This is a genomic window from Synechococcus sp. UW179A (assembly GCF_900473965.1).
In the GTDB taxonomy this organism is placed as follows: domain Bacteria; phylum Cyanobacteriota; class Cyanobacteriia; order PCC-6307; family Cyanobiaceae; genus Synechococcus_C.
Window position 1 is genome coordinate 251,574 of the sequence record NZ_UCNJ01000018.1, and the last position, 22,124, is coordinate 273,697.

Genomic DNA, 22,124 nt, shown 5'->3' on the forward strand with positions numbered 1-22,124 from the left:
CGATGCCAGAAAAACCGCGCTACAAATTGCCCCAACTTCTACAAAATGTGGAGGCTGAATCCGGAGCCGTTGCGCTCGGCATTGCTCTTGCTTGCCATGGGAAAACTTGCACTCTTCGAGAACTGAGCTCAGCCTCTGGCATCACCCGCGATGGCATCACTCCAGAGAAGCTGCTGAAGGCTGCAGAATCCTTTGGACTGGTCGGGCAGTGGGAAAGCCTAAACAACGACGAAACCGCCGACAAACGCATCCAAAGCTTGAGAGACCCGGCTATCAGCATTGACAGCCGCAACTGTTATGGCGTCATCCTCGCGAGCCACCAAGATTGCGCAGAGATCTACAACACTGCCAATGGCAGACAACAACAAGAACTCAAAGAGTTCAGAGGAACTCAGCTTCTGCCGTTAAAAACAACGTCAGGTTTCAGCTCTAGCCAACGTACGCCGTTCTGGCAAAGCACTTTCAAATCAGTGATACCACTGCGAAGGTCAGTGCTTGCCTTGTTTTTGCTGTCAACAGGATCGGTGATTCCGACCTTGATGATTGCGGCCTGCTCTTCGCAATTCATCGATCAGTTTCTACAACAAAACCGTCTTTCCTTCGGAATCCCGATCGTCTGGCTTGCACTGATCGCGCTCTCACTGAGTGTCTGCATGGCGCTGCTGTCCAACTTGTTGCTGAGAAGGATGGTCTTCGTGCTTGAAAGACGGATGGCCGATGAAGTCTTCGAGACTCTTTTCACGCGTAGCTACCGCTTCCTCACACTGCGCAAACCTGGCGATCTGGCATCACGGCTGATGTATCCCTACTACATGCCATATACCGGGATTTTTTCGTTCCTTTCCCCAATTCTTGGCTTGTGGACTGCTTTGCTGATTGTGGTCTTCTCAGCGTTTATTTCCTTCCCTTTATTCCTGCTGCTACTGCTGGGTTTTGTGGTGATTCTGAGAGCTTCCTACGTGGTCACGAGCAATACTGCTGACAATCTGACGGTCCGTCAGAAAGCCAACAATTCACGCTATGCGACAGCATTTCAACTGATCAATAATCTTTACTCCTTCAAAGGGAACGGTACTGAATTCAGCATGCTGCAAAAGTGGCAAAGTTTTTTTGCAGAAGGAGTTTACGAGAATCAGATCATTGGCAAGCAGAAGGTCAAACGCAATGTAACCATCAATGGAACAATCTTCGCCACACAAGTCTTACTTCTGGGAATTGGCGGCCTGCTGATTATCCAGGGCAGTGTCTCTCTCGGCAGCCTGCTTGCCTTCGTCTTCATCCAAGGGCAGATCAGTGACTCTCTGCAATCGATTCCAGCCATTAGCAATGGCTGGCAATCACTTCAGGGCTTGCTGTTGCTCTATGACGACCTTTGCCAGGGGGAACAAGATTCCTGGCATCGCGGCCTCGATCGTTCTGACGATGACAACAACAGCAAAAGATCATCCAACAACATGAACAACCTAGAGATCACAATGAATGATCTTGGCTGCCGTTTTAGTCAGTTCGACGAACCCGTGCTGAAAAATTTCAGCAATCACATCAGCCAAGGTGAACAGATCTTACTGAGTGGAGACAGTGGATCAGGCAAAACAGTCTTAATGAAAATCATCAGCGGACTGCTTGAACATACTGAAGGAGAGCTGCTTGTGAACGGCAAACCAATGACCTCAATCGACAGCAGACAATGGCATAGAAAAGTTAGTTATGTCGACGAAAATCCAAGCTTGTTTTCAGGGAATTTACTTGAGAATATCACCGCGTGGCGAATGGATTGTCATCGCAGCGATGCAACACGTGCTGCAGATGTTGTTGGCTTGACAGATTGGATCGAACGCTTTGAAGCAGGTTTCGAGCATCATCTAGAAAATGCCGAACAGATCCTCTGCAGCAGCCAGAAAATTCAGTTCGCGATTGCCAGGGCGCTATGTGGGCGTCCACGGGTCCTTTTACTGGATGTGGACACCAGTAAACTTCGCAAACAAGATGAGCAACGTATTCACAGTCATTGTCGAGAGGAAAGCATCACTCTTGTGAGTCTTTCGGAACGAGGCATGGCCAAGGGCTACGACCGCGTGATGACGCTTAAAAGGAAAGCCCTGACATGAGTAGAGGCGACGGAGGTTATCTCAACCGACTTGACCAACAAATTTATTCGCTGCGCCCCAGCCAGACAGACGTTTCGCGCACAGCAGGTGATTCAGTGATGTTGATCAGCGCTGCGCTGCGCTTGCTCAATATGCCTAACAAACGACTAGATCGAGTGGAGGGTGATATCCTCACCTGCCTCAATTTCAACAATATTTACTACAGAACAGTGTCCCTGCCGGGGGATCTTGAAAAGGGTGAATACCCCCTTTTAGTTATTCATAAAGCTGACGATCGCAAACCATATTTGCTTTACAGAGATGGGCAGAAGAACAGCCTGATGACCATCCGTGACGGTCGCACCATTCAAATCACGAAGACACCATGGCCCGTCTTTGCAGATAGCGCACAGGAGCTGCATCGCAGCTTTCGCGATCAGATTGACGGGGTCACTGAGATTGCCCGTCTCGCTTACCAGCCGGAATTGGGTGCCATAGGGCTGCTTCTGCTGATCTCCGTAATCGTGCTGGGATTCAGCCTTTCCATTCCAATTCTTACCAACACACTGGTCTCCTCGGTGCTCCCACAAAGCGATCTCTGGTGGCTGGCTGAAAGTCTTCTGGTCGTCGCCATGGTCGTGGTGGCTTCCATTACCAGCCAGTACTTGCAGGGGCTGATGATCCTGCGGCTGGAAACCATTGGCAACCAACGCCTACAGATCGGGGTCTGGGAGCATTTCCTCAAGCTTCCAACAGGTTTTACAGCTGATCACAGCAAAGGTGAGATCTACGTCGGGCTCAGCGCCATCTCCAAAATCCGCAGCTACATCGGAGCTGGTGCGCTGACCTCGGCACTGTCTGCGCTGTTTTCCTTCGCCTTCTTGGCTCTGATGATCAAGTACAGCCCAGGCCTTGCCGTCTGGATGGTTCTTGTCGTCATGGTGGCACTGCTGGTGGTGTTCCAAATCGCCAGACAGTCGATTGAGCTCAATGAGGAGGTATTTGAACTCAAGGCGGAACTCAACACCATGAGCAATGAGATCAGCTCTAACGCCTTTGCCATCCGGTCAATGTCAGCGGAGATTCCGATGCTGCAGCGCTGGATGCAGCGCTACACCACGATGGCCAACATCTCGCTCAAGCTGGATGGCTTGGAGCAGGCCATCGATGTCATCCTGCTCTTTTTGTCTCCACTGGGTTCCGTTGTTCTGTTCGCGGTGGCGGTCGCGCAGGTGCTCAATTCGCCGCAGTCCATCGGCGACCCAAAACTTGTCGGCAGTTTCATCGCCTTTTACTCGGCCTTCACCGCCTTCACAGGATCAGTCGCAGGAGCCGCTTCTAACCTCACCACGGTCTTTGCCACGGTTTCGGTTCTCTGGAAAAAAGCCAGAATGATTCTGGATGAGCCGATTGAGCAGGGCTGGCGAGTTGACGCCATCAACCATGTCTTTGAAGGCGAAATCAGTCTCAGAGATGTTCGAATCCAACCTTCAGGACTGCGATCACCACTGCTCAACAAAATCAGCCTGACAGTCGATATCGGAAAGATTCTTGTAATCGCTGGGCAGAGAGCCTCCGGAAAATCGTTATTGCTGAAAACCATGATCGGTATGACAACTCCCGACCTGGGAGAGGTGCTGATCGACTCCACACCCATCACCAAAATATCGATCCGCGGATTGCGGCGGCAGGTGGGCTATTTGCCTCAGGAGATCGTGCTTGAGACCCTCTGCCTCAGAGATTTACTGCGTGAACATCGCGATGACAGCGATGACATGCTCTGGGCGATGCTTCAGGACGTGGGACTCCATGAGCGGATCCGAGCTCTACCTCAACAACTGAATACTCAGCTCGATGGCGAGAAAGAACCCCTCAACAGCGCCGAATGCAAGCTGCTGGCACTTGCTAGAGCTCTTCTGAGGCAGCCATCAGCTCTGCTGCTGGATGAATTTCTGGTCGGAATTCCCAAGGAGGCGCATGCTGATCTGCTCGCACTGATCCAAAAGCAAGGATGCACAACTGTGCTGGTGGCAAGCCATGAGAGTGAATTAGAGATCGCCAACACGATTGTGTTGCTTGAAGACGGGAGGATCGCATGCCAGGGCAAGCTTGGATCTCCTGGGCTGGAGCGCAACGTTTTTGACCTTGATTAAGAGACGGATTGTTTTGTTCAGCCGTGGGTGATGCAATCCACACGTCATCACTGATCGATCAGATCGGTCTGCGGGAATAGAAAGAAGCGATCAAGCAGCAGCGAGATGGTCACGGCCCGCAGCCGTCACCACCCGACCACGCGGTGTGCGCTGCAGGAAGCCAAGCTGAAGCAGATACGGTTCAACCACTGACTCCAAGGTGGTGGGGTCTTCTCCTAGAGCCGCCGCAAGGGTATCCAGTCCGGCGGGACCGCCTCCATGGGATTGGAGCAGCAGTTCCAGCAGCCTGCGATCACTGGCGTCAAGACCGCGGCCGTCAACCCGATGCAAGGTGAGGGCTTCATCGACCAACATCCGGTCGATCGATCCGGAGCACTCACGGACGCAAGCCACATCTCGCACCCGGCGCAACAGTCGGTTGGCAATGCGAGGTGTCCCCCTGCAGCGGAGTGCAATCTCAGCGCAAGCATCAGCCGTTAGATCAAGGGCGAGCAAACCTGCCGCCCGCTCCACAATCGACTGCAAGTCATCCAAGCCGTAGAACTCAAGCCGCTGAATCAAGCCGAAGCGATCACGCAACGGAGAGCTCAGCGCACCTGCGCGAGTTGTGGCACCAACCAGTGTGAACGGCGGTAAATCCAGTGCGCGAGTTCGGGCAGTACTTCCTTTACCCACGGTGAGGTCGAGTCGCCGATCCTCCATGGCGGGATAGAGCAGCTCCTCGGCCACGCGACTGAGTCGATGGATTTCATCGATGAACAGCAACTCCCGTGGCTGCAGATTCACCAACAGACCAACAATGTCGCGAGGGCGCTCTAGAGCCGGGGCACTGGTGATGCGGCATTTCACCCCCAGCTCCTCAGCCAGCACCATGGCCATGGTTGTTTTGCCCAGACCCGGCGGGCCGTAGAGCAGCACATGATCGAGAGCATCACCGCGGCCCAGGGCCGCTTTCACCGCAATACCAAGCACCTGCTTGAGCTCACGTTGACCGATGTAGTCCTGCAGACACTTGGGCCTTAAGCCGTCGTCGCGAGAGGCCAGCGCCGCAGGATCAAGATCATCTCCAGGCTGCCGAGCTGCGTCAACCACCCGATTGGGCTCACGCTCCTTGCGTGGACGTGGGGATCCTGCGCTTGAGGAAACAATGGCCATATGGGAAGAGTACCGAGCCCTGGATAGGGTCGGAGCATCAAGCGGCCGAAAGGCCAAACAGGCAATGGCCAAAGGTGGAGGCAAGAAAAACGCGGCAGCTCGCGCGGCGGCGAACCGCTTACTGGCCGACAACAGGCTGGCCAGGCATCAGTACGACATCTTGGAAACGCTGGAAACCGGCATTGAACTGGTGGGCACCGAGGTGAAATCCATCCGAGCCGGCCAAGCCAATCTCCGAGATGGTTTCTGCCTGATCCGCAACGGTGAAATGCAGCTGCACAACGTGCATATCTCACCGCATACCCATGCAAGCGGCTACTTCAACCACGATCCGCTGCGAGTGCGGAGGTTGCTGGCTCACAGGCGCGAGATCGACAAACTGCGTGGGCAACTTGACCAGAAAGGACTGACGCTGATCCCGCTCAACATGCATCTGCAGGGGTCCTGGATCAAGCTCACCATCGGTCTCGGCAAAGGCCGCAAGTTGCATGACAAGCGAGCTGCCGAAAAGGACAAGCAGATCAAGAAAGAGACACGGGCTGCCATTGCCCGCTACTAAATCAGCCCCGCCTCAAGCATGACCTTTCTAAGGGTCCTGATTACTGTCTTGCCGCGACGGTGCGGTGAATTCAAGGGTTGATTCACCGGTCGGTGCATTGGCTGAGTCGGCCTCTTTAACAGGAGGATTCTCAGCACCTGCGGGACGGGGACCGGGGGGTTCTGGAAGCGCCTCGACAGGGCCCTCAGCCCCAGTGGCCGGATCTGGTATCGGGTTGAGATCAACCTCTGGCAACGGCTTCGGTACCGGCGCATCAGCACGGCAAGAGAGCGTTAACAAACCGGAGGACACGCCATCGTTGGTGACCAGCACCTGCACAGGTGAGCCAGCCTCCACAGGCAGGGTTACGACGCGCAGCGGTCCGCGATCGGCAGCCACCTCCCCATCAGAGCCATAGACAGTCATCTGCATCAATGGCGTGCCGTTGATACCCAACACCAGGCGGCGACCAGCCGGAACCGAGATCGAGATCAAGCGAGCACCGCCAGCAGCAACACGACTGGACAGAACCGTGGGCGCCTGCACACGCGCTTTGACCTGTTCAATCCGCACGTCTTCAAGGCTGCGCAATGCGGCTGCGATCCACAGCTGACGGAATGGCTCAGGCGGCTTCACCCCTGCTGGCACTCCGGGGAGCAACGCCTGTGCCGAAGCGCTGACCAACTGCTCCACCACCTTGTTGTTCACACCCTGCGTTACCAGGGCCTGGCGTTGCTTCTGCCAGTCGCCAGGCTTGAGCTGTCCCAGGCGACTGCGCAGCGCTGGCGGCAGTTGCTCCACCCTGGCCAGCCACTCCTCGGCGAGTTCATTCCAGACAATTCTCAGAGGCGAGTCTTCAAGTGAATCACTGGGCAGGCGACCGCCACGCTCCGGGAAACGGGCCATCAAGCTTGCATCCACCAACTGCAGAAACCAACTGCGATCGACCTGCAAAGCTCTTAAACGACTGAGCAGCTGCTGACGTTGATCAACCTCCGCAGGTGGAAGGCTCGCGGAAGGGGAACGCCCGATCACATCCCGATCCGTGGAAGGAGCGCCAGCGGGGGGATTACCGCGAGTCAGCAGAAACCAACCAATGGCTGTGCCCACCAGAGCCGAGACCAAAAGGGCACCGACCACGGGCCACAAACGGCCTTCCGCCGCAAGCTGGCGCTGCTCCGCTGAAGGCCGGCGCCGGGCTTCCTGCCGAGACGGGGTAGCGATCCTTGGCAGATCTGGAGACCCACTCGCTGAGGGCGGAGAGTCATCCGACACCGCTGGAGCCAGCACCAGGGTGCGGTCAGCCCGAGCCTGGGGCCCTGTTGTTTCAGGCATCGACACAGCCTGCAAAGCCTGGAGGGCATCCGCAGCGAACTCAAAACGGCATTCAGACTGCTCAGACAGCAACCGTTCCAAGACCTCCCGATAAGAGGGATCCAGATCAAGATCATTGGGCAGCAGCCAACCCTGTGCATCAGCCTGCAACAACTGCGCAGGAGGGCGGCCAGTGAGCAGGGTCAAAGCCGACACCCCGAGGCCATGCAGATCCATCCAGGCCGCTGCAGGGTCCTGCCGCACCTGGGAGCGAGGTGCAAAGACCGGTGACGCTGCCGTCAAAGGCTGCTGACCGCAGCGCTGCAGCAAGCCAAAATCCAATAGCACAGGCAGACAATCCTGATCACGCCGCAGCAGATTGCGGGGATTGATATCGCCATGAACCAACTCCTGGCCATGCAGCACCGCGAGGGGTGGAAGCAGCTGCCTCATCAGAAGCAGGACCTCTCCAGAGCCAAACACCAACTGACGCTGCAGCCGTTGATTCTGGATCTGACTCAGACTTGAGCCCTCCTGCCACTCACGCACCAGCCAGAGACTGCCCTGCTCCTCAAGCAGCCCTCCAAAGCGTGGAATCTGGGGATGCAACAAGGACTGCATCACCGGCCACAGACTGCGAAAACGATCCTGAGTCGCCTGATCATTGAGTTGGCGCACTGCAACAGGTGCATTGGCCGCCATCTGATCAGCGGCACGCCAAAGAGTCCCCTGGGGATGGTCCGGATCAGAGGACAGACAACAGTCGAGGCGATACCTGTCGGCCAGCAACGTGCCGATCACAAAGGAGTTGCGATGTGGGCCGATGGTAGGGGCAGTCCAGCGCTGACACCCGAGCGGGATCCCACTAACGTCACCGCCAGCAGATTTCCCCTCATGGCCTCCGGCTCACTTCTGAACCGATTGATGGAGGTGCGTCGTACCAGTGAGGCGTTGATTGACCCCCTCAATACCGAAGATCTCAACCTGCAGGGCATGGCCGATGCCAGCCCACCCAAATGGCACCTGGCTCACACCACCTGGTTTTTCGAAACCTTCGTGCTAAAGCCCAACCATCCGCGCTATGTGCCTGCTGACCCTCGCTGGAGTTATCTGTTCAACTCCTATTACGAAGCTGTTGGCCCGCGACAGCCACGGCCACAGCGAGGACTGCTCAGCCGACCACCAATGGAGGAAGTCTCAGCCTGGCGCAAGCGGGTGAACCTTGCTCTGGAAGAGCTTTTGGAGCACCACAGCGAAGCACCGTGGCTGGACCTGGTGGAACTGGGCCTTCACCATGAGCAACAGCATCAGGAACTGATGCTGATGGACCTGCTGGATGGATTCAGCCGTCAGCCACTCGAACCGGCCTATCGCAGCGACTGGCGTGAACAGTGTGATGACCAGCCCATCACCAGTTGCAGACCAACAGACTCACCGATGCAGGGATCCTGGCTCAAGTGCCGCGGAGGCCTGGTGGAGGTGGGCCACAACGGTGAGTCCTTCCACTTCGACAACGAAGGACCGCGACATCGAACCTGGCTGGAACCCTTCAGCATTGCGGCTCGACTGGTGAGCAATGCTGCTTACCAAGGCTTCATCGACGATGACGGTTACCAGCGTCCTGAGCTCTGGATGAGCGAAGGCTGGGCAGAGCGCATTCAGCGCAACTGGGAAGCACCCCGCTACTGGCGACGCGATCACGATGGCCAAGGTCCCTGGCGCTGGGAGTTCACCCTGGCTGGCCGATGCCCACTTGAGGATCACCTGCCGGTTCGTCACCTCAGTTGGTTCGAAGCGGATGCCTATGCACGCTGGGCCGGTGGGCGCCTGCCCAGCGAAGCGGAATGGGAGCTGGCCAGCTCTGAGCACGGCGAATCACTTCAACAGAGCCATGGCCATCTCTGGCAGTGGACCTCGAGCCCCTATCGCCCCTACCCGGGCTTTCAACCTGCGGCAGGTGCGGTTGGTGAGTACAACGGCAAATTCATGACCTCCCAGTTCGTGCTGCGGGGCAGCAGCCAGCTCACACCCAGAGGGCATTCCCGCGACACTTACCGGAACTTCTTTACCCCGGCCAGCCGCTGGATGGCGGCAGGTCTACGCCTGGCCCAATGACAACCCAAACGCCTGCGCGTCCTCAACTGATCGATCTGCATCCACCCAATGCAGACATGCAGCGACTTGTGCATAACGGTCTGCAACGCGAACCCCGCCAGCTACCAGCATGGTTTCTGTACGACAACGAGGGATCGCGACTGTTTGACCAGATCTGCAAGCAACCGGAGTACAGCCTCACCCGAACAGAAATCACCCTGCTGGAGTCATCAGCAGCGGACATCGCCCGTGCCATTGGATCAGGGGTGATCGTTGAATTCGGCGCAGGCAGCGCCCGCAAGGTGGGCCCGCTACTGGCGGCGATGCACCCTTCCGCCTATGTGGCTCTCGACATCAGTGCGGACCACCTGCACCAGTCAATGGCATTACTTCAAGCCCAACATCCCAGCATGCCAATGCTGGGAATCTGCTGCGATCACAGTCAGCTCGATGCTCTTCCAGACCATCCATTGATCGGTGGGGAAAGGCGAGTGGGGTTCTTTCCTGGTAGTTCCCTCGGCAACTTCACTCGCGACGAGGCCATTGCGCTGCTGCGCAGATTCAGGCGACTGCTCGATGGAGGACCGCTTTTGTTGGGACTTGATCAACCCAAATCAAGATCCAGGCTGGAGGCCGCCTACAACGATGCCGCAGGGATCTCCGCCGCCTTCGCCCACAACCTGCTGCAGAGACTGAACAAGGATCTGGAGGCCGACTTCAATCCAGACAAGTTCCATTATGAGGCTGTTTGGCAGGAAACAGAGAGCCGTGTGCGCATGGCGCTGCTCAGCGAAGGCCATCAAACGGTGTCGGTGGGTGGTGAGCCATGGACTTTCAGCCCAGGACAGCCCCTTGTGACCGAATACAGCGTCAAGTACTCAGCAGAAATGGCTCGTGAGCTGGCCAATGACGCAGGCTGGCGCTGGTGCCACCGCTGGCACGATCCAGCCGATGACCTCTCCCTGCACTGGCTGGAAGCTGCAGACTGAGCAGACATACGTCAAACCCTGATCGGCACCATGAACGTAAGCAACTACTCGCCTTCCCCGGGCACGCGTGGCGTCTCCAAATCAGGCAGGGATCACTGATGTCGCCAACATGGCTGGATCAGCTTGAACGGAACCTGGAAGAGCGGTTGGATGCGTTTCTGCGCTCCAATCCCGACCAAGATCGACTCGTGCAGGAACAGCATCTGCAAGATCGACAGCGCGATCTGAACAGCCGACGCGATCAGATGCAGATCCAGGCCAAAGACCTACGACGCCAGCTGTTGTCACTGGCAGAACAGGTTCAGGCCTGGGGAGAACGCACCAAAAAGGCCCGCAATGCCGGAGCCAATGACCTGGCATTGCGCGCTGAAAAACATGTGAACAGCCTGATGGATCAGGGCAGGGATCTTTGGAACGAGCTGGATGAGCTAGGTCGAAATTTCCGAGATCTCGATCAACAGATTTCCCATCTCAATCAGAAGGCTTCACAACAACGAGGACATCGCAGCCTGGATGAAGACTGGGCCTTGTTTGAAGCTCACGAAGAGTTGGAGGAGCTGAGGCGTCGCCAGGGAATTAGCTGATTCAGCCTGGACTCAGGCCTTGGGAGCAGGAGGTTCGAGACTGACGTTCTCGGGCGGTGGAGTTGGATCAGGATCGGCAATTAGCATGTGCTGAAGCACAATCTCAGGACGCTCGCTGTCACGCCAGCGAATGCGATAAGCGGGCATCTTTGTGCCTCGGCTGGTGGTCTGCTCAACGGGCTCCATCACCCAGCCGCGGCGGGATCGCCCCTGGGGATTGCGCTTGACCACCGCATCGGCGTGCTTGAAGCGGAAACCTACGCGCTCACCACTCATTGGAAAGGGACCATGCCACTGTGTCCCATTATCCACCCTGAGGGCACAAGGCAACCTCCCCCTCACATTCAGACCTCGGGACGAAGCAGTGGAAAGGCAATCACGTCGCGAATAGAGGGGCTGTCCGTAAGCAGCATCACCAATCGATCGATGCCGATGCCGAGGCCACCCGTCGGAGGCATACCCACCTCCAGGGCATTGACAAAATCCTCATCCAAACCCTGTGCTTCCAGATCGCCAGCGGCTTTACGCTGCTGCTGGATTTCCAGACGCTGACGCTGATCAACAGGATCCGTGAGCTCACTGAAAGCATTGGCATGCTCTCTGCCGACGATGAATAGTTCAAAACGTTCAACCAACCCAGGCTTGCTGCGATGCGGACGAGCTAGAGGCGAAATCTCCAGGGGGTAGTCCATCACGAACGTGGGCTGGATCAATGTGGACTCCACCGCCTGTTCAAACGCCTCATTCAAAAGGCGTCCCAGCGAATCTGCTAGGGCAGGTACCTGCAAACCCTTGGTCTCCATAGCCGCTGCGGCTTGCTCCCGACTGCTGTAGGCATGAAAATCAAGGCCGGTGGCCTCCTGCACCAACTCATGCATGGTGGCCCGCCTCCAGGGAGGGGTCAGTTCTATCTCGGTGCCTTGATAGGTGATGGTCTGGCAACCGCAAACTTCCTTGCAGACTGCACTGGTCATCTGCTCAGTGAGCTCCATCATCCCCAGATAATCGGAGTAGGCCTGATAGACCTCAACTGTGGTGAATTCAGGGTTATGTCGAGTGCTGATGCCCTCGTTGCGGAAGATCCTGCCGAGCTCGTACACCCGCTCAAACCCCCCCACAACAAGCCTCTTGAGGTGTAATTCCGTGGCGATTCGCAACGTCAGCGGCAGGTCCAGAGCGTTGTGATGGGTTTCAAAGGGCCGCGCATCTGCCCCACCCGGCTGGCTCTGGAGAACGGGCGTCTCAATCTCCAGGAAGTCGCGATCATCCAACCAGCGCCTGATGGCACTCACTGTTAGCGCACGCCGCCGGAACGTTTCCCGCGCCTGAGGGGTCACGATCAGGTCGAGATAGCGCTGTCGGTAGCGCTTTTCGACATCGGCAAGTCCATGCCACTTATCAGGCAAAGGCTGCAGCGATTTGGTGAGCATGCTCCACTCGGCCACTTTCACCGAAAGCTCACCGCGATCAGTGCGGCGAAGGATGCCCCGCACACCGATCAGATCACCTGCATCCACAAGCGCCGTGATCTGTGCAAACGACTCGCCAAGAGTCGACTTCTCTAGAAACAGCTGGATCGTGCCGGTCTCATCGGACAGGGTAAAGAAAGCCAGTTTTCCCATCACCCGTCGCGTCATTACCCGACCAGCGACGGACACGTTGAGCTCCCGCTCTTCCCCATTAGGCAGATCAGCGTGGGCTGCCTGCAACTGAGCCATCCGATCGGTTGGATCGAAATTCAGGGCATAGGGCTCTATACCCTGATGCCTGAGGGCCTTCGCCTTGTCCAAGCGGGTCTCGCGCAGTTCAGACACGGAATAGAACTCACATGGGCGCCATCCTGCCGTTCGATGGTGCCGGCAAGCGAGGAATGGGCGTCAAAACGTCAGCAGGACGATCTCAACTAGCGATTGCAGCAGGAGCGTTATCGCCCATCCTCTGAGAGGAATAACCGATGCCACGCACCGTAAGAATTAGTTCAGGGTTGCGCGGATCAGGTTCAAGCTTGCCGCGCAGACGAGCCACGTAAACGTCGACCACTCTCAAGTCCGCAGCACGGCGTGGCGGATAGCCCCAGAGCTGTTCAAGAATTTCTGCACGGGGAACAACATGCCCTGGATCCCTGAACAGAAGCTCTAGAAGGCTGAATTCGGTATAGGTGAGTGAAATGCGCTCACTGCCGCGAGTGACCTGGCGACGGTTGGTGTCCACCACAAGATCGCCTACGCGAACAACTCCTTGGCCTGTGGGCAACTCCCGAGGTTCAGCTGCCGCTGAACCTCGACCCACGCGACGGAGAATCGTGGCAATTCTGGCTTCCAATTCCTTGGGACTGAAAGGTTTGGGCAGATAGTCGTCTGCACCGAGGTCAAGGCCAGCAACACGCTCGGAGATGGCTTCAAGGGCTGACAAGAAAATAATCGGTACGCAGGATTCAGCCCTCAGACGTCGACAAACTGCGAAACCATCGAGTTTCGGCAGCATCACGTCGAGGACCACCAGGTCAGGCGATTCACGATGGAAAACTTCAAGAGCTTCCTCGCCATCTTCTGCACAAACAACGCGATAACCGGCTAGCTGAAGCCGCATCACCAAGACGCGACGTACCGCTGGCTCGTCATCCACAACAAGCAAAGTGGCTTTAACGGACTCTGGAGCTCCCTGGAGAGACCCATCGCCATCAAATTGGTGGGATGGGACTTCGGGCATACACTCCATCGGGTAAGAATTGCAACCCTACAGTTCGACGGGAACCGATCGAGCTCTGGGATCCAAACCGGGAACAGGTTTTGGCTTCTTTTAAGAATTGAAGCAGTAGCCAGCCAGTGATTTCAAGGCCAACGGGCACTGGCGTAACGGTTCCATTGCTGCTCGGCTTCAAGTACGGCCTGATCACTGCTGATCTGACCCAACATGGCTCGCTGCAACTGGGTGTAGATGATGCTCTGCAGGCGCTTCACCCCCGGAGTCGCAGGCACAAGCACCCGGGCGCTGTTCAAGGTCTCGGCCGACAACAAACGCGCGTCACGGATTTGTGCTTCGGCCGCATCCGATGGCTGCTCAGCCTCAAGCTCGGCACGAATCACAGAAAGCGCTTCAAGAGAAGACGGCAGCACCCTCGCCTCGCGGGCGAAACGAGCCTGATTGGTTCCGTTGGTCAGAAACAAAGCCAGGGCAACAGCATCCCCAGCCTGCTGACTCTGACGAGGCACGGCCAGCGTCATCAAGGCCACATTCGCCGTACCGTCCGAGCCAGTCAGAGGGGGCTGAGGCGAAGTCACAGCAGCCACACCTGGGGCATTGGTCTGAATGCTGCGTAGAAACTCAGCACCGCTGGCGAGCAGGGCAAGTTCACCGCTCTGGTACAGCTCAATGGCCCGCCGTTGGCCCTGACTCACCACTTCCCGAGGCAACAAGCCGTCGCGATATAGATCAGTCCAAAAAGCAAAGGCTTTGCGGCCGGCTGGCGTATTGAAAGCGGCTCTCTGACGAGCATCAAGAAGACTCACGCCCATCTGCACGAGCGACTCCAAAAGCTCTGCGGAATCGTCGGGAACAACGGTGACAAAGAGACCGTAACGACCAGTGCGCTCTCGGATTCTGCGGGCATACGAAGGCACCTCCGCCCATCGACGCGGGGCCCTGGTGAGACCGGCTTGACGCAGCAGGTCAGCGTTGACCAGGCTTAAACGAACGGTCAAATACCAGGGGATGGCGATCTGACCCGCTTCAGGATCCCTTGCCGCCTCCCAGACCGATGGCAAATAGCTCTGCTTTGCACCAGGCGGCAAAAGAGGTGTGAGATCAGTCAGGCCACCCTTGCTGGCCAGATTGGCCGCAAAAGGGGGATTGAGGTTCACCACATCAGGAGCAGTGCGTGCAAACACAGCCGCCAGCAGCTTGCGCTCCACCGATCCCCAGGGAAGGTCTGTCCATCGCACCGGTGCCTCGGGATGGAGCGTGTCCCAGGACCCGAGCACGCCATTCATGTAGGGATTGAACTTTGGCGCCAGCTGCAGCGTCCAGAGCTGGAGAGTCCCCTCAGGAGCCGAACCAGGACGACAACCCCAGATGAATACCGACAGACCGGAGAGAGCCAGGCCGGCGAGAAACCGTCGCCTTCGCAAAGAGGTAATCATGCTGGTGCTCGCCGTCGCCACAAAAGCAACTGCCAGGATCCGACTAACGGTGCCAGCAGTCCCGTGATCAAAGCTTGGGCGATAGTGGTATGCAGCGCCCACGACTGGATCAGTCCATCGGATGGTCCCAGCACAAGCCATTGGAGCCATAAAGACAGACCCAGCACAAATGAGCCGATCCAGGCAAGCAATCCCAGATTGAGGCTGCGCTGAATCGGCGGGCCACGGCGTCCTAGGCGCCCCCACCACCAACCCATCAAGACAAGAGCAGGGACCTGACTGACATCCCCGAGGCTCAGACCATCCAGCACAAGCCCAATCGCAGCTCCTGCAACCGCACCGGCAAGCGGACCATCCACCAAAGACCAGGGAAGCAACCAGAGAATCGCCCAGCTAGGCGGAACACCATCCAGGTTGATCCAGGAGGGTGCTGCCATCTGCAAACTCGGCACCAGAAGGGCAGATGCCACACAGATGGGTTGTCGGTGCAGGCGCATCATCCGTCAGCGCACCTTCACCTGAACCCAATCGATGGCATCCGGCGGGGCGATCAGCTGCACGAGAGCGGTTGGTGCGGGTACCGATCTGGCATTGAGCGACTGCACCACTGCCACAGGCAGATTCGGGGGCAACAAAGTGCTGGCTGGAGAAGTACTGACCAGATCACCTGGACGGACCTGGATGTCTTTGTCGAGAAACTGCAACTGTGGCCGGGCTGTTCCAAGGCCCACCAGCAGCCCATGCTGCTGGGTGCGCGGCAGCCAGACACCGATGCGACTGCCCGGAGCCGTAAGCAGTCGGACGTTGCTGGTGGTGGGTGTCACGCTCTGGACCCTGCCGACCAGACCTCCAGGGCCGATCACGGCATCATCCTTCGACACGCCTTCAACAGAGCCTTTGCCCAGCAGCAACTGCTGCCACCAGCCCGATGCTGTGCGTGAGATCACTGCAGCCTGAAGCCAGTCTCCGGATGACTGTTGATCCAGCGCCAAAAGCCCTCTCAGGCGTGCATTGTCCTGTTCCAAAAGCTCCAGACGGGAGAGCTGCTCCTGCTGTTTGGCAGTCTCAATCCACTCGCGCTGCGCAGAGCCTGGCCAAAAGGGCCGGCTCAACAAGGCGAAGGCATCAGCAAATCCAGCCCCTTTGCTCAGTCGCACCAAGCCAAGAGCCAGCAACAACGCCAACCACGGCCACAGCCGCTGGATGGAACGCAGCCTTGCCCCCTGAGGCCTCTGGGAGGAGCCCATGGCGATCAGAGAGCGGCAGCGGATCGAACAAACTCAGGAGTGTCGAGCACCCTCTGCAAACGCTTGTAGTCCTCAAGAACCTGACCACAACCCTTCACTACACACAAGAGTGGCTCCTCGGCGATGTGGGTGAAGATCCCCGTCTCATGGCTGATCAAATCACTGATGCCACGAACCAATGCTCCGCCACCGGCAAGCATGATTCCACGGTCGACGATATCTGCGGCAAGTTCGGGCGGAGTGCGCTCGAGGGTGCGCTTCACAGCCTCCACAATCACGTTCAGTGGCTCAGCGATGGCCTCACGCAGATCCCCTGCCTGCAACTGAATGGTGCGCGGAAGCCCTGATAAGAGATGAAGGCCGCGCACGTCCATCACTGTTTGATCAAACTCATCGTCGGGGAATGCGGAACCGATGCGAATTTTGATTTCCTCAGCGGTGCGCTCGCCAACCACAAGGTTGTGCACTTTCTTGAGGTAGACGCCGATGGAGTCACTGATTTCGTCTCCAGCAACCCGAACAGATTCACTGAGTACTGTTCCACCGAGACTGAGCACCGCCACCTCGGTGGTGCCGCCGCCGATATCCACAATCATTGTGCCGACAGGCTCTGTGACCGGTAAACCGGCACCGATCGCAGCAGCGACAGGCTCATCAATCAGGTGAACTTCACGTGCTCCTGCAAGACCTGCCTCACGCACGGCACGACGCTCCACACCGGTGACCCCACTGGGAATACCCACAACAAGACGAGGGGCCACAATCCCGCGGCCTTCATTACCTTTCTGGATGAAGGTTTTCAGCATCTGCTCAGCCGCATCGAAATCGGCGATCACACCATCGCGAAGGGGGCGAACAGCACGGATATTTCCAGGCGTGCGGCCCAGCATCAGCTTGGCCTCGTCCCCGACGGCCATGGTCACGCCGCGTTCGAGATCAAGCGCCACCACGGAGGGTTCCTGCAGAACGATCCCCTTGCCCGAGACGTAAATCAGGGTGTTGGCAGTACCCAGGTCGATGCCGATATCGCGGGACAGCTGGAAACGGCGGAACAGCACTGGCGAGAACACATTTCGGCGAATCATAGGGGCAGTTTCAGGCCCCATCTGTTACAGATTCGTTTGACGGTGGAACTTCTAGAAGGCAGCCACGACAACCGTCAGTTTTGACAGCCGTGGCGCATCATTGACCCACAAACAGGAGAGATTCAATGGGTGTCAACTCCGTGACTTTGGTTGGCCGTGCCGGCCGAGATCCAGAAGTAAGGTATTTCGAATCGGGAAGCATGGTGGCCAATCTCACCATCGCCGTGAACCGCCGCAGCCGCGACGACGAGCCCGACTGGTTCAATCTTGAAATCTGGGGAAAACAGGCTCAGGTGGCAGCGGACTACGTGAAGAAGGGATCCCTGCTAGGCATCATCGGCAGCTTCAAACTGGATCGCTGGAACGACCGCAACAGTGGAGAAGAGCGCAGCAAACCAGTGGTTCGGGTTGATCGGCTTGAACTTCTGGGCTCGAAGCGAGACAACCAGGATGCTGGCGGCAGTTTTGGTGGCGGCAGCCCCAGCGAAGAGGAAGTTCCCTTCTGATGTTGGTCTAATCAGGTGAGTCCGCCATCAATCGGCGGACTGACGACGCCTCCAAATCCGAAGTGCCACCCAGATAGCCCCTGCCAGCACAGCGACCACCAGCAGCACCTTGATCACCTTGCTGACCGGATCGATCCAGGCCTCCACATTGCTGTAACCCTCACCAAGGACAATGCCGGCAACAGTCAGCAACAAGGTCCAGATCAGACTGCCGGCAGTCGTCCAGATCAGGAACGGCGTAATCGGCATTAATTCAATGCCAGCAGGCACTGAGATCAGAGTGCGAATGCCTGGCACGAGACGCCCCCAGAACACCAGAGCAGTTCCATATCGGCTGAACCAACGGCGACTACGAGACAACTCCTCAGGGCTTATACCGATCCAGCGACCATGACGACTCAGCCACTGCTCGATGCGTTCTTCATTGATCAGACGGCCAACGCCATACCAGGGCAGAGCTCCGAGGACGGTGCCCAACAAACCTGCAATCACAACAGGAACCAACTGCAGCTGCCCTTGCTGAACATAAAAACCTCCAAGAGGCATGATTAGCTCGGAGGGAATCGGGGGGAACAGGTTCTCTAGGAACATAGCCGCAAAAATTGCGGCATATCCCGCCCAGGGATTGGACTCAACTGCCTGGCCAATCCACTCAGGCAGCTGTGAAACAAATTCGGTGAGCCCCATGGACCGTGCTGAAGTCGAGGCAAGTCTTCCATGAAGTGGTGCATCCGATCTCGCTTGAGCACAAAAACGGAGCTCAACAATGAGCAGAGTGGCTTTTGTCGCCAACTCTTGGCTCAAAACTCAGGCCGACAAATGAAACAACTTCACTGAGACTGCTGAACAGATTCTTTTTAACGTCATCATTTTTGAGTTGGGCAATCGCAGTCATCAACACGCTGGCGCGATTCAGACGAAAGAGCTGACACTCCGATCGTCCAAAAGCCCAAATAGAAGCTCTGCTTCAGCAAACTGGACAGACAAAAGCTTCATCACTTCAAGCGATCAAGCCAGCAAAAGCAACTGAGAAAAGTTGATGGAGATACTTTGTACACTGAAAAGACTCTCAGAAGTTAGAAAAATCTGGGAAATTCATTGTTTATGTAGTCATCGGGATAATCCTGATCTCATCAAACCAATCAGTGCCTGGTCAGGTGCGAGGACGTTTCGAAGCGAGTTTCGGGTTGAGCTGCAGCAGCAAATCGCGATCTCCAATGCGTTGCAGTGAAAATTCACTTGTGCAGATCGCATCGATAGATGGTTCACATTGATCTGATCCTGAGGTTTTCAATTGACTTGGCCTGCGTTGCTCAAACTGCAAACCATGTAGCCGCAGCTGAGTCATCGAAAATGTGGTATTGCCATCCAACAAAGGCGGAATCAATCGATCAATCAGTGGGAATTTCTTCGCCGTATTTTGCAAAACTGGGGAGCGGGGCATTGTGCCTTCCACCGCCAGGGCGCGCAGGTGTTTCTCAGGTGCGCGAGCTTGAAGCACGGAGGCTGCGCCCACGATCCGCGATAGACGACTCTGCTCAAAACGACCCTGAGCAGCAAAAGCATGGCCGTAGGCATATGACACAACCACCATCAGCCAGATCATCGGGATCACTCCAAGTCTCCAAAGAGGACGTTCCACCAGTCGCGACAGCGCCAGCAACTGGAGAATCACGCTGGTGAGCAGCGGACCGAAATAGAGCAAAACACGCGGATGTCGCACAAACGATTCGCTTAACAGCAGCATCCCTCCAGGCGCAACAAGAGCCACCAACAACAACGCGGTCACAGCGCTTAGAGCCACCTTCCAAGATCTCCACTGGATCACTAAAGCCACGTAGACAAAGCCAAGCAGCAGAAAAGGCAGCACGAGGGGCCAATGGCCAAAATCTCTCAGCAACTGCTGCAATGGCTCAATGGCGGACTTGAATACTTCCAGCGGCAAGGAAGCATCCAACGGCTTCAATTCAGCCGAACTGATGGCATAACCATTGAGCCTGTGCTCAAAAAACAGGGCAATCAGTAAGCGATAAGTGCCATACCCACCGGCATAAACCAGTGCACTCATCCAAAGACGTCGAGGCAGCGAAAGCACCTGCCAGGGCCGATTCAAGAGATCCAGCGCAGAAGCAACACAGAGACAACCGGTCATCACCAGAAATCCATTGGCTCCTGGTTGATAAAGATTGAACGACAACAGCTGCAAGATCCAAGCTCCGGCCACGACGCGCCAATGGCTGTTCAGATTCACAAGCAATGCAGCTGTTACTGCACAGGCCAGAGACACCGCCATGAACAAGGAATCGAAGCCATACGACATGGCTTGCAACGCATAGGGCTGCGCCATCAACGGCAGGCTGGCAAGAGCCGTCCAGAGCGGAGAGCGAACGCCATAAGCGCGGGCGCAAACAACTCCAACAGCGGATAACACAGCGATGGCCAGCAGTGTGTAAAGCGGAGAAACTGCCGTGGCAGGACGACCGAAATTCAGCCACTCCACCAAGACATCAGCGCCGGGGCGGCCTACACGCACCCATGAAAGACGTCCATCCATGGCCCGCTCGAGGTCATCGACATAAAGATCGACCCCAAGAATCAACGGCAATAGCATTATCAATCCCGCCACAAAAGCAGCCGACCACTGACGCTGCAGTGCAGGCTCCTGGAGAAGTCCAGACCAATGATCAAAAAATCTTTGTTGTGCCATTGCTCAGACAATGAACATGTAAAAAGCCAGGACGCGCAAGCACCCTGGCTGAAAGGAAAGACACAGCAGTGCTGATCAAGAGCTGATCAGTAACGATAGTGATCTGGCTTGTAAGGGCCTTGAACCGGCACATTGATGTAATCGGCTTGATCCTTGCTCAGCTCGGTGAGCTGGGCACCGATGCGACCCAGGTGCAGACGAGCCACCATCTCGTCGAGATGTTTCGGAAGAACGTAAACCTCCTTTCCGTACTCTTTGCCCTTGGTGAAGATCTCAATCTGAGCCAACACCTGATTGGTGAAGGAGTTACTCATCACGAAGCTGGGGTGGCCGGTGGCACAACCCAGGTTCACTAGACGCCCTTCTGCCAGAAGGATGATCTTGTTGCCGCTGGGCAGGGTGATGTGATCGACCTGGGGCTTGATGTTTTCCCACTCATAATTCTTGAGTGAAGCCACATCGATTTCATTATCAAAATGACCGATGTTGCAGACAATCGCCTCATCCTTCATCTTCACCAGGTGCTCATTGCGGATCACCTGATAGTTGCCGGTGGCAGTTACAAAGATGTCCATCTCTCCGACGACATCTTCCAGACGGACGACGCGATAACCCTCCATGGCAGCCTGCAGAGCACAAATGGGATCCACCTCTGCAATGCACACCGTGGCACCCAGTCCACGCAGGGACTGGGCCGAGCCCTTGCCCACGTCGCCGTAGCCAATCACCAGCGCTTGCTTGCCAGCCACCATTACGTCAGTGGCGCGCTTAATGCTGTCAACCAATGATTCGCGGCAACCGTAGAGGTTGTCGAATTTGCTCTTGGTCACCGAATCATTGACATTGATCGCAGGGAAAGGCAACTCGCCACTCTTCTGCATCTTGTAAAGACGAGCCACACCTGTGGTGGTCTCCTCAGTGACGCCCTGAATCTGGGCTTTGGTACGGCTGTAAAAACTGGAATCCTGTGCCAGCTTCTTTTTGATCGAGGCGAAGAGGTAGGTCTCTTCCTCATTGGAGGGGTTGTCGAGAACTGTGATGTCCTGCTCGGCCTTGCTTCCCAGCATCACTAAGCCGGTGGCGTCGCCACCGTCGTCCAGAATCATGTTGGGGGAGCCGCCATCACCCCACTCGAGGATGCGGTGGGTGTATGCCCAATACTCCTCAAGGGTTTCGCCCTTCACCGCGAACACGGGGATTCCCTTGGCCGCAATCGCCGCCGCCGCATGGTCCTGCGTCGAGAAAATGTTGCAGGAAGCCCAACGCACATCGGCGCCAAGCTCGACCAAGGTTTCAATCAGAACCGCAGTCTGAATGGTCATGTGCAGTGAACCGGCGATGCGGGCTCCCTTCAAAGGCTTTTCGCTGCCGTATTTCTTGCGCAATGCCATCAAGCCAGGCATCTCGGTCTCGGCGATATCGAGTTCCTTTCGGCCGAAATCAGCCTGATTGATATCAGCAATAACGCAATCGACGCCAAGCTTCAGCTCAGCCGCGGACGTGGGCGCTGCCACCATGGTTTGTGT

20 protein-coding genes are annotated in these 22,124 nt (G+C 56.6%); 7 read left to right on the forward strand and 13 right to left on the reverse strand.

The window, feature by feature from the left end:
* Positions 1-2: 2 nt before the first annotated feature.
* On the forward strand, positions 3-2,108 hold the full coding sequence (locus tag DXY31_RS10105; RefSeq protein ID WP_114993627.1) for an ATP-binding cassette domain-containing protein: 2,106 nt from the start codon (positions 3-5) through the stop codon (positions 2,106-2,108).
* Positions 2,105-4,240 carry an ATP-binding cassette domain-containing protein gene (locus tag DXY31_RS10110; RefSeq protein WP_114993628.1) on the forward strand — a complete coding sequence of 712 codons (2,136 nt, stop codon included), beginning with the start codon at positions 2,105-2,107 and terminating at the stop codon, positions 4,238-4,240. The genes DXY31_RS10105 and DXY31_RS10110 overlap by 4 nt, the downstream gene beginning before the upstream one ends.
* 90 nt (positions 4,241-4,330) lie before the next feature.
* Here DXY31_RS10110 and ruvB read toward each other — a convergent pair whose 3' ends face one another.
* The gene (ruvB, locus tag DXY31_RS10115) at positions 4,331-5,395 is read right to left on the reverse strand and encodes a Holliday junction branch migration DNA helicase RuvB (protein WP_114993629.1); all 1,065 of its coding nucleotides are present in this window, start codon (positions 5,393-5,395) and stop codon (positions 4,331-4,333) included.
* Positions 5,396-5,459: 64 nt separating this feature from the next.
* Here ruvB and smpB point away from each other — a divergent pair, with 64 nt between their 5' ends.
* The gene (gene smpB, locus DXY31_RS10120; protein WP_114993677.1) at positions 5,460-5,954 is read left to right on the forward strand and encodes an SsrA-binding protein SmpB; all 495 of its coding nucleotides are present in this window, start codon (positions 5,460-5,462) and stop codon (positions 5,952-5,954) included.
* A 27-nt stretch (positions 5,955-5,981) separates the two neighbouring features.
* Here smpB and DXY31_RS10125 read toward each other — a convergent pair whose 3' ends face one another.
* Positions 5,982-8,048: a protein kinase gene (locus DXY31_RS10125; RefSeq protein ID WP_114993630.1), complete on the reverse strand. Its 2,067-nt coding sequence runs from the start codon at positions 8,046-8,048 to the stop codon at positions 5,982-5,984.
* Positions 8,049-8,141: 93 nt separating this feature from the next.
* On the opposite strand from DXY31_RS10125, the gene egtB reads away from it, so the two are divergent.
* From egtB to DXY31_RS10140, 3 genes are all read left to right on the forward strand, one after another.
* Positions 8,142-9,362 carry an ergothioneine biosynthesis protein EgtB gene (egtB, locus tag DXY31_RS10130; protein WP_114993678.1) on the forward strand — a complete coding sequence of 407 codons (1,221 nt, stop codon included), beginning with the start codon at positions 8,142-8,144 and terminating at the stop codon, positions 9,360-9,362.
* On the forward strand, positions 9,359-10,330 hold the full coding sequence (egtD, locus tag DXY31_RS10135) for an L-histidine N(alpha)-methyltransferase (RefSeq protein ID WP_114993631.1): 972 nt from the start codon (positions 9,359-9,361) through the stop codon (positions 10,328-10,330). Before egtB ends, egtD begins: the two co-directional genes overlap by 4 nt.
* Positions 10,331-10,428: 98 nt before the next feature.
* Positions 10,429-10,914, forward strand: coding sequence for a hercynine metabolism protein (locus DXY31_RS10140; RefSeq protein WP_114993632.1), 486 nt, complete (start codon positions 10,429-10,431; stop codon positions 10,912-10,914).
* Between the two features lie 12 nt (positions 10,915-10,926).
* Here the strand turns inward: DXY31_RS10140 and DXY31_RS10145 are convergent, their stop codons facing one another.
* The 7 genes from DXY31_RS10145 to DXY31_RS10175 form a co-directional block, all read right to left on the reverse strand.
* Positions 10,927-11,190 carry a hypothetical protein gene (locus DXY31_RS10145; RefSeq protein WP_006042532.1) on the reverse strand — a complete coding sequence of 88 codons (264 nt, stop codon included), beginning with the start codon at positions 11,188-11,190 and terminating at the stop codon, positions 10,927-10,929.
* Positions 11,191-11,258: 68 nt separating this feature from the next.
* Positions 11,259-12,728 carry a lysine--tRNA ligase gene (lysS, locus tag DXY31_RS10150; RefSeq protein ID WP_114993633.1) on the reverse strand — a complete coding sequence of 490 codons (1,470 nt, stop codon included), beginning with the start codon at positions 12,726-12,728 and terminating at the stop codon, positions 11,259-11,261.
* A gap of 85 nt (positions 12,729-12,813) precedes the next feature.
* Entirely contained in the window at positions 12,814-13,623 is an 810-nt protein-coding gene (gene rpaB, locus DXY31_RS10155; protein ID WP_114993634.1) for a response regulator transcription factor RpaB, read from the reverse strand.
* Between the two features lie 122 nt (positions 13,624-13,745).
* Positions 13,746-15,053 (reverse strand): sugar ABC transporter substrate-binding protein, encoded by a 1,308-nt coding sequence (locus DXY31_RS10160; protein ID WP_114993679.1) that lies wholly within the window; start codon positions 15,051-15,053, stop codon positions 13,746-13,748.
* Entirely contained in the window at positions 15,050-15,553 is a 504-nt protein-coding gene (locus DXY31_RS10165) for a rod shape-determining protein MreD (RefSeq protein WP_114993635.1), read from the reverse strand. The genes DXY31_RS10160 and DXY31_RS10165 overlap by 4 nt, the downstream gene beginning before the upstream one ends.
* Positions 15,554-15,556: 3 nt before the next feature.
* Positions 15,557-16,300: a rod shape-determining protein MreC gene (gene mreC / locus DXY31_RS10170; protein ID WP_114993636.1), complete on the reverse strand. Its 744-nt coding sequence runs from the start codon at positions 16,298-16,300 to the stop codon at positions 15,557-15,559.
* Between the two features lie 5 nt (positions 16,301-16,305).
* A complete protein-coding gene (locus tag DXY31_RS10175; RefSeq protein ID WP_114993680.1) occupies positions 16,306-17,358 on the reverse strand; it encodes a rod shape-determining protein in 1,053 nt (350 codons plus the stop codon).
* Between the two features lie 152 nt (positions 17,359-17,510).
* Here DXY31_RS10175 and DXY31_RS10180 point away from each other — a divergent pair, with 152 nt between their 5' ends.
* Positions 17,511-17,891 (forward strand): single-stranded DNA-binding protein, encoded by a 381-nt coding sequence (locus DXY31_RS10180; protein WP_114993637.1) that lies wholly within the window; start codon positions 17,511-17,513, stop codon positions 17,889-17,891.
* Positions 17,892-17,918: 27 nt separating this feature from the next.
* Here DXY31_RS10180 and DXY31_RS10185 read toward each other — a convergent pair whose 3' ends face one another.
* From DXY31_RS10185 to ahcY, 4 genes are all read right to left on the reverse strand, one after another.
* Complete coding sequence (locus DXY31_RS10185) at positions 17,919-18,578, reverse strand: DedA family protein (protein ID WP_114993638.1); 660 nt, start codon at positions 18,576-18,578, stop codon at positions 17,919-17,921.
* 73 nt (positions 18,579-18,651) lie between these two features.
* Complete coding sequence (locus DXY31_RS17700; RefSeq protein WP_256359624.1) at positions 18,652-18,786, reverse strand: hypothetical protein; 135 nt, start codon at positions 18,784-18,786, stop codon at positions 18,652-18,654.
* Between the two features lie 258 nt (positions 18,787-19,044).
* Positions 19,045-20,598, reverse strand: a complete 1,554-nt coding sequence (locus DXY31_RS10190; RefSeq protein WP_114993639.1) for a glucosyltransferase domain-containing protein — start codon at positions 20,596-20,598, stop codon at positions 19,045-19,047.
* Between the two features lie 86 nt (positions 20,599-20,684).
* The gene (gene ahcY / locus DXY31_RS10195; RefSeq protein ID WP_114993640.1) at positions 20,685-22,115 is read right to left on the reverse strand and encodes an adenosylhomocysteinase; all 1,431 of its coding nucleotides are present in this window, start codon (positions 22,113-22,115) and stop codon (positions 20,685-20,687) included.
* Between the last annotated feature and the right edge of the window lie 9 nt (positions 22,116-22,124).

Excerpts from the sequence above, each read along its gene's own strand:
- DXY31_RS10105 (WP_114993627.1), top strand. The coding sequence starts at position 3 with ATGCCAGAAAAACCGCGCTACAAATTGCCCCAACTTCTACAAAATGTG.
- DXY31_RS10110 (WP_114993628.1), top strand. The coding sequence starts at position 2,105 with ATGAGTAGAGGCGACGGAGGTTATCTCAACCGACTTGACCAACAAATT.
- ruvB (WP_114993629.1), bottom strand. The coding sequence starts at position 5,395 with ATGGCCATTGTTTCCTCAAGCGCAGGATCCCCACGTCCACGCAAGGAG.
- smpB (WP_114993677.1), top strand. The coding sequence starts at position 5,460 with ATGGCCAAAGGTGGAGGCAAGAAAAACGCGGCAGCTCGCGCGGCGGCG.
- egtB (WP_114993678.1), top strand. The coding sequence starts at position 8,142 with ATGGCCTCCGGCTCACTTCTGAACCGATTGATGGAGGTGCGTCGTACC.
- egtD (WP_114993631.1), top strand. The coding sequence starts at position 9,359 with ATGACAACCCAAACGCCTGCGCGTCCTCAACTGATCGATCTGCATCCA.
- DXY31_RS10140 (WP_114993632.1), top strand. The coding sequence starts at position 10,429 with ATGTCGCCAACATGGCTGGATCAGCTTGAACGGAACCTGGAAGAGCGG.
- DXY31_RS10145 (WP_006042532.1), bottom strand. The coding sequence starts at position 11,190 with ATGAGTGGTGAGCGCGTAGGTTTCCGCTTCAAGCACGCCGATGCGGTG.
- rpaB (WP_114993634.1), bottom strand. The coding sequence starts at position 13,623 with ATGCCCGAAGTCCCATCCCACCAATTTGATGGCGATGGGTCTCTCCAG.
- DXY31_RS10160 (WP_114993679.1), bottom strand. The coding sequence starts at position 15,053 with ATGATTACCTCTTTGCGAAGGCGACGGTTTCTCGCCGGCCTGGCTCTC.
- DXY31_RS10165 (WP_114993635.1), bottom strand. The coding sequence starts at position 15,553 with ATGATGCGCCTGCACCGACAACCCATCTGTGTGGCATCTGCCCTTCTG.
- mreC (WP_114993636.1), bottom strand. The coding sequence starts at position 16,300 with ATGGGCTCCTCCCAGAGGCCTCAGGGGGCAAGGCTGCGTTCCATCCAG.
- DXY31_RS10180 (WP_114993637.1), top strand. The coding sequence starts at position 17,511 with ATGGGTGTCAACTCCGTGACTTTGGTTGGCCGTGCCGGCCGAGATCCA.
- DXY31_RS10185 (WP_114993638.1), bottom strand. The coding sequence starts at position 18,578 with ATGGGGCTCACCGAATTTGTTTCACAGCTGCCTGAGTGGATTGGCCAG.
- DXY31_RS17700 (WP_256359624.1), bottom strand. The coding sequence starts at position 18,786 with ATGACTGCGATTGCCCAACTCAAAAATGATGACGTTAAAAAGAATCTG.
- DXY31_RS10190 (WP_114993639.1), bottom strand. The coding sequence starts at position 20,598 with ATGGCACAACAAAGATTTTTTGATCATTGGTCTGGACTTCTCCAGGAG.
- ahcY (WP_114993640.1), bottom strand. The coding sequence starts at position 22,115 with ATGGTGGCAGCGCCCACGTCCGCGGCTGAGCTGAAGCTTGGCGTCGAT.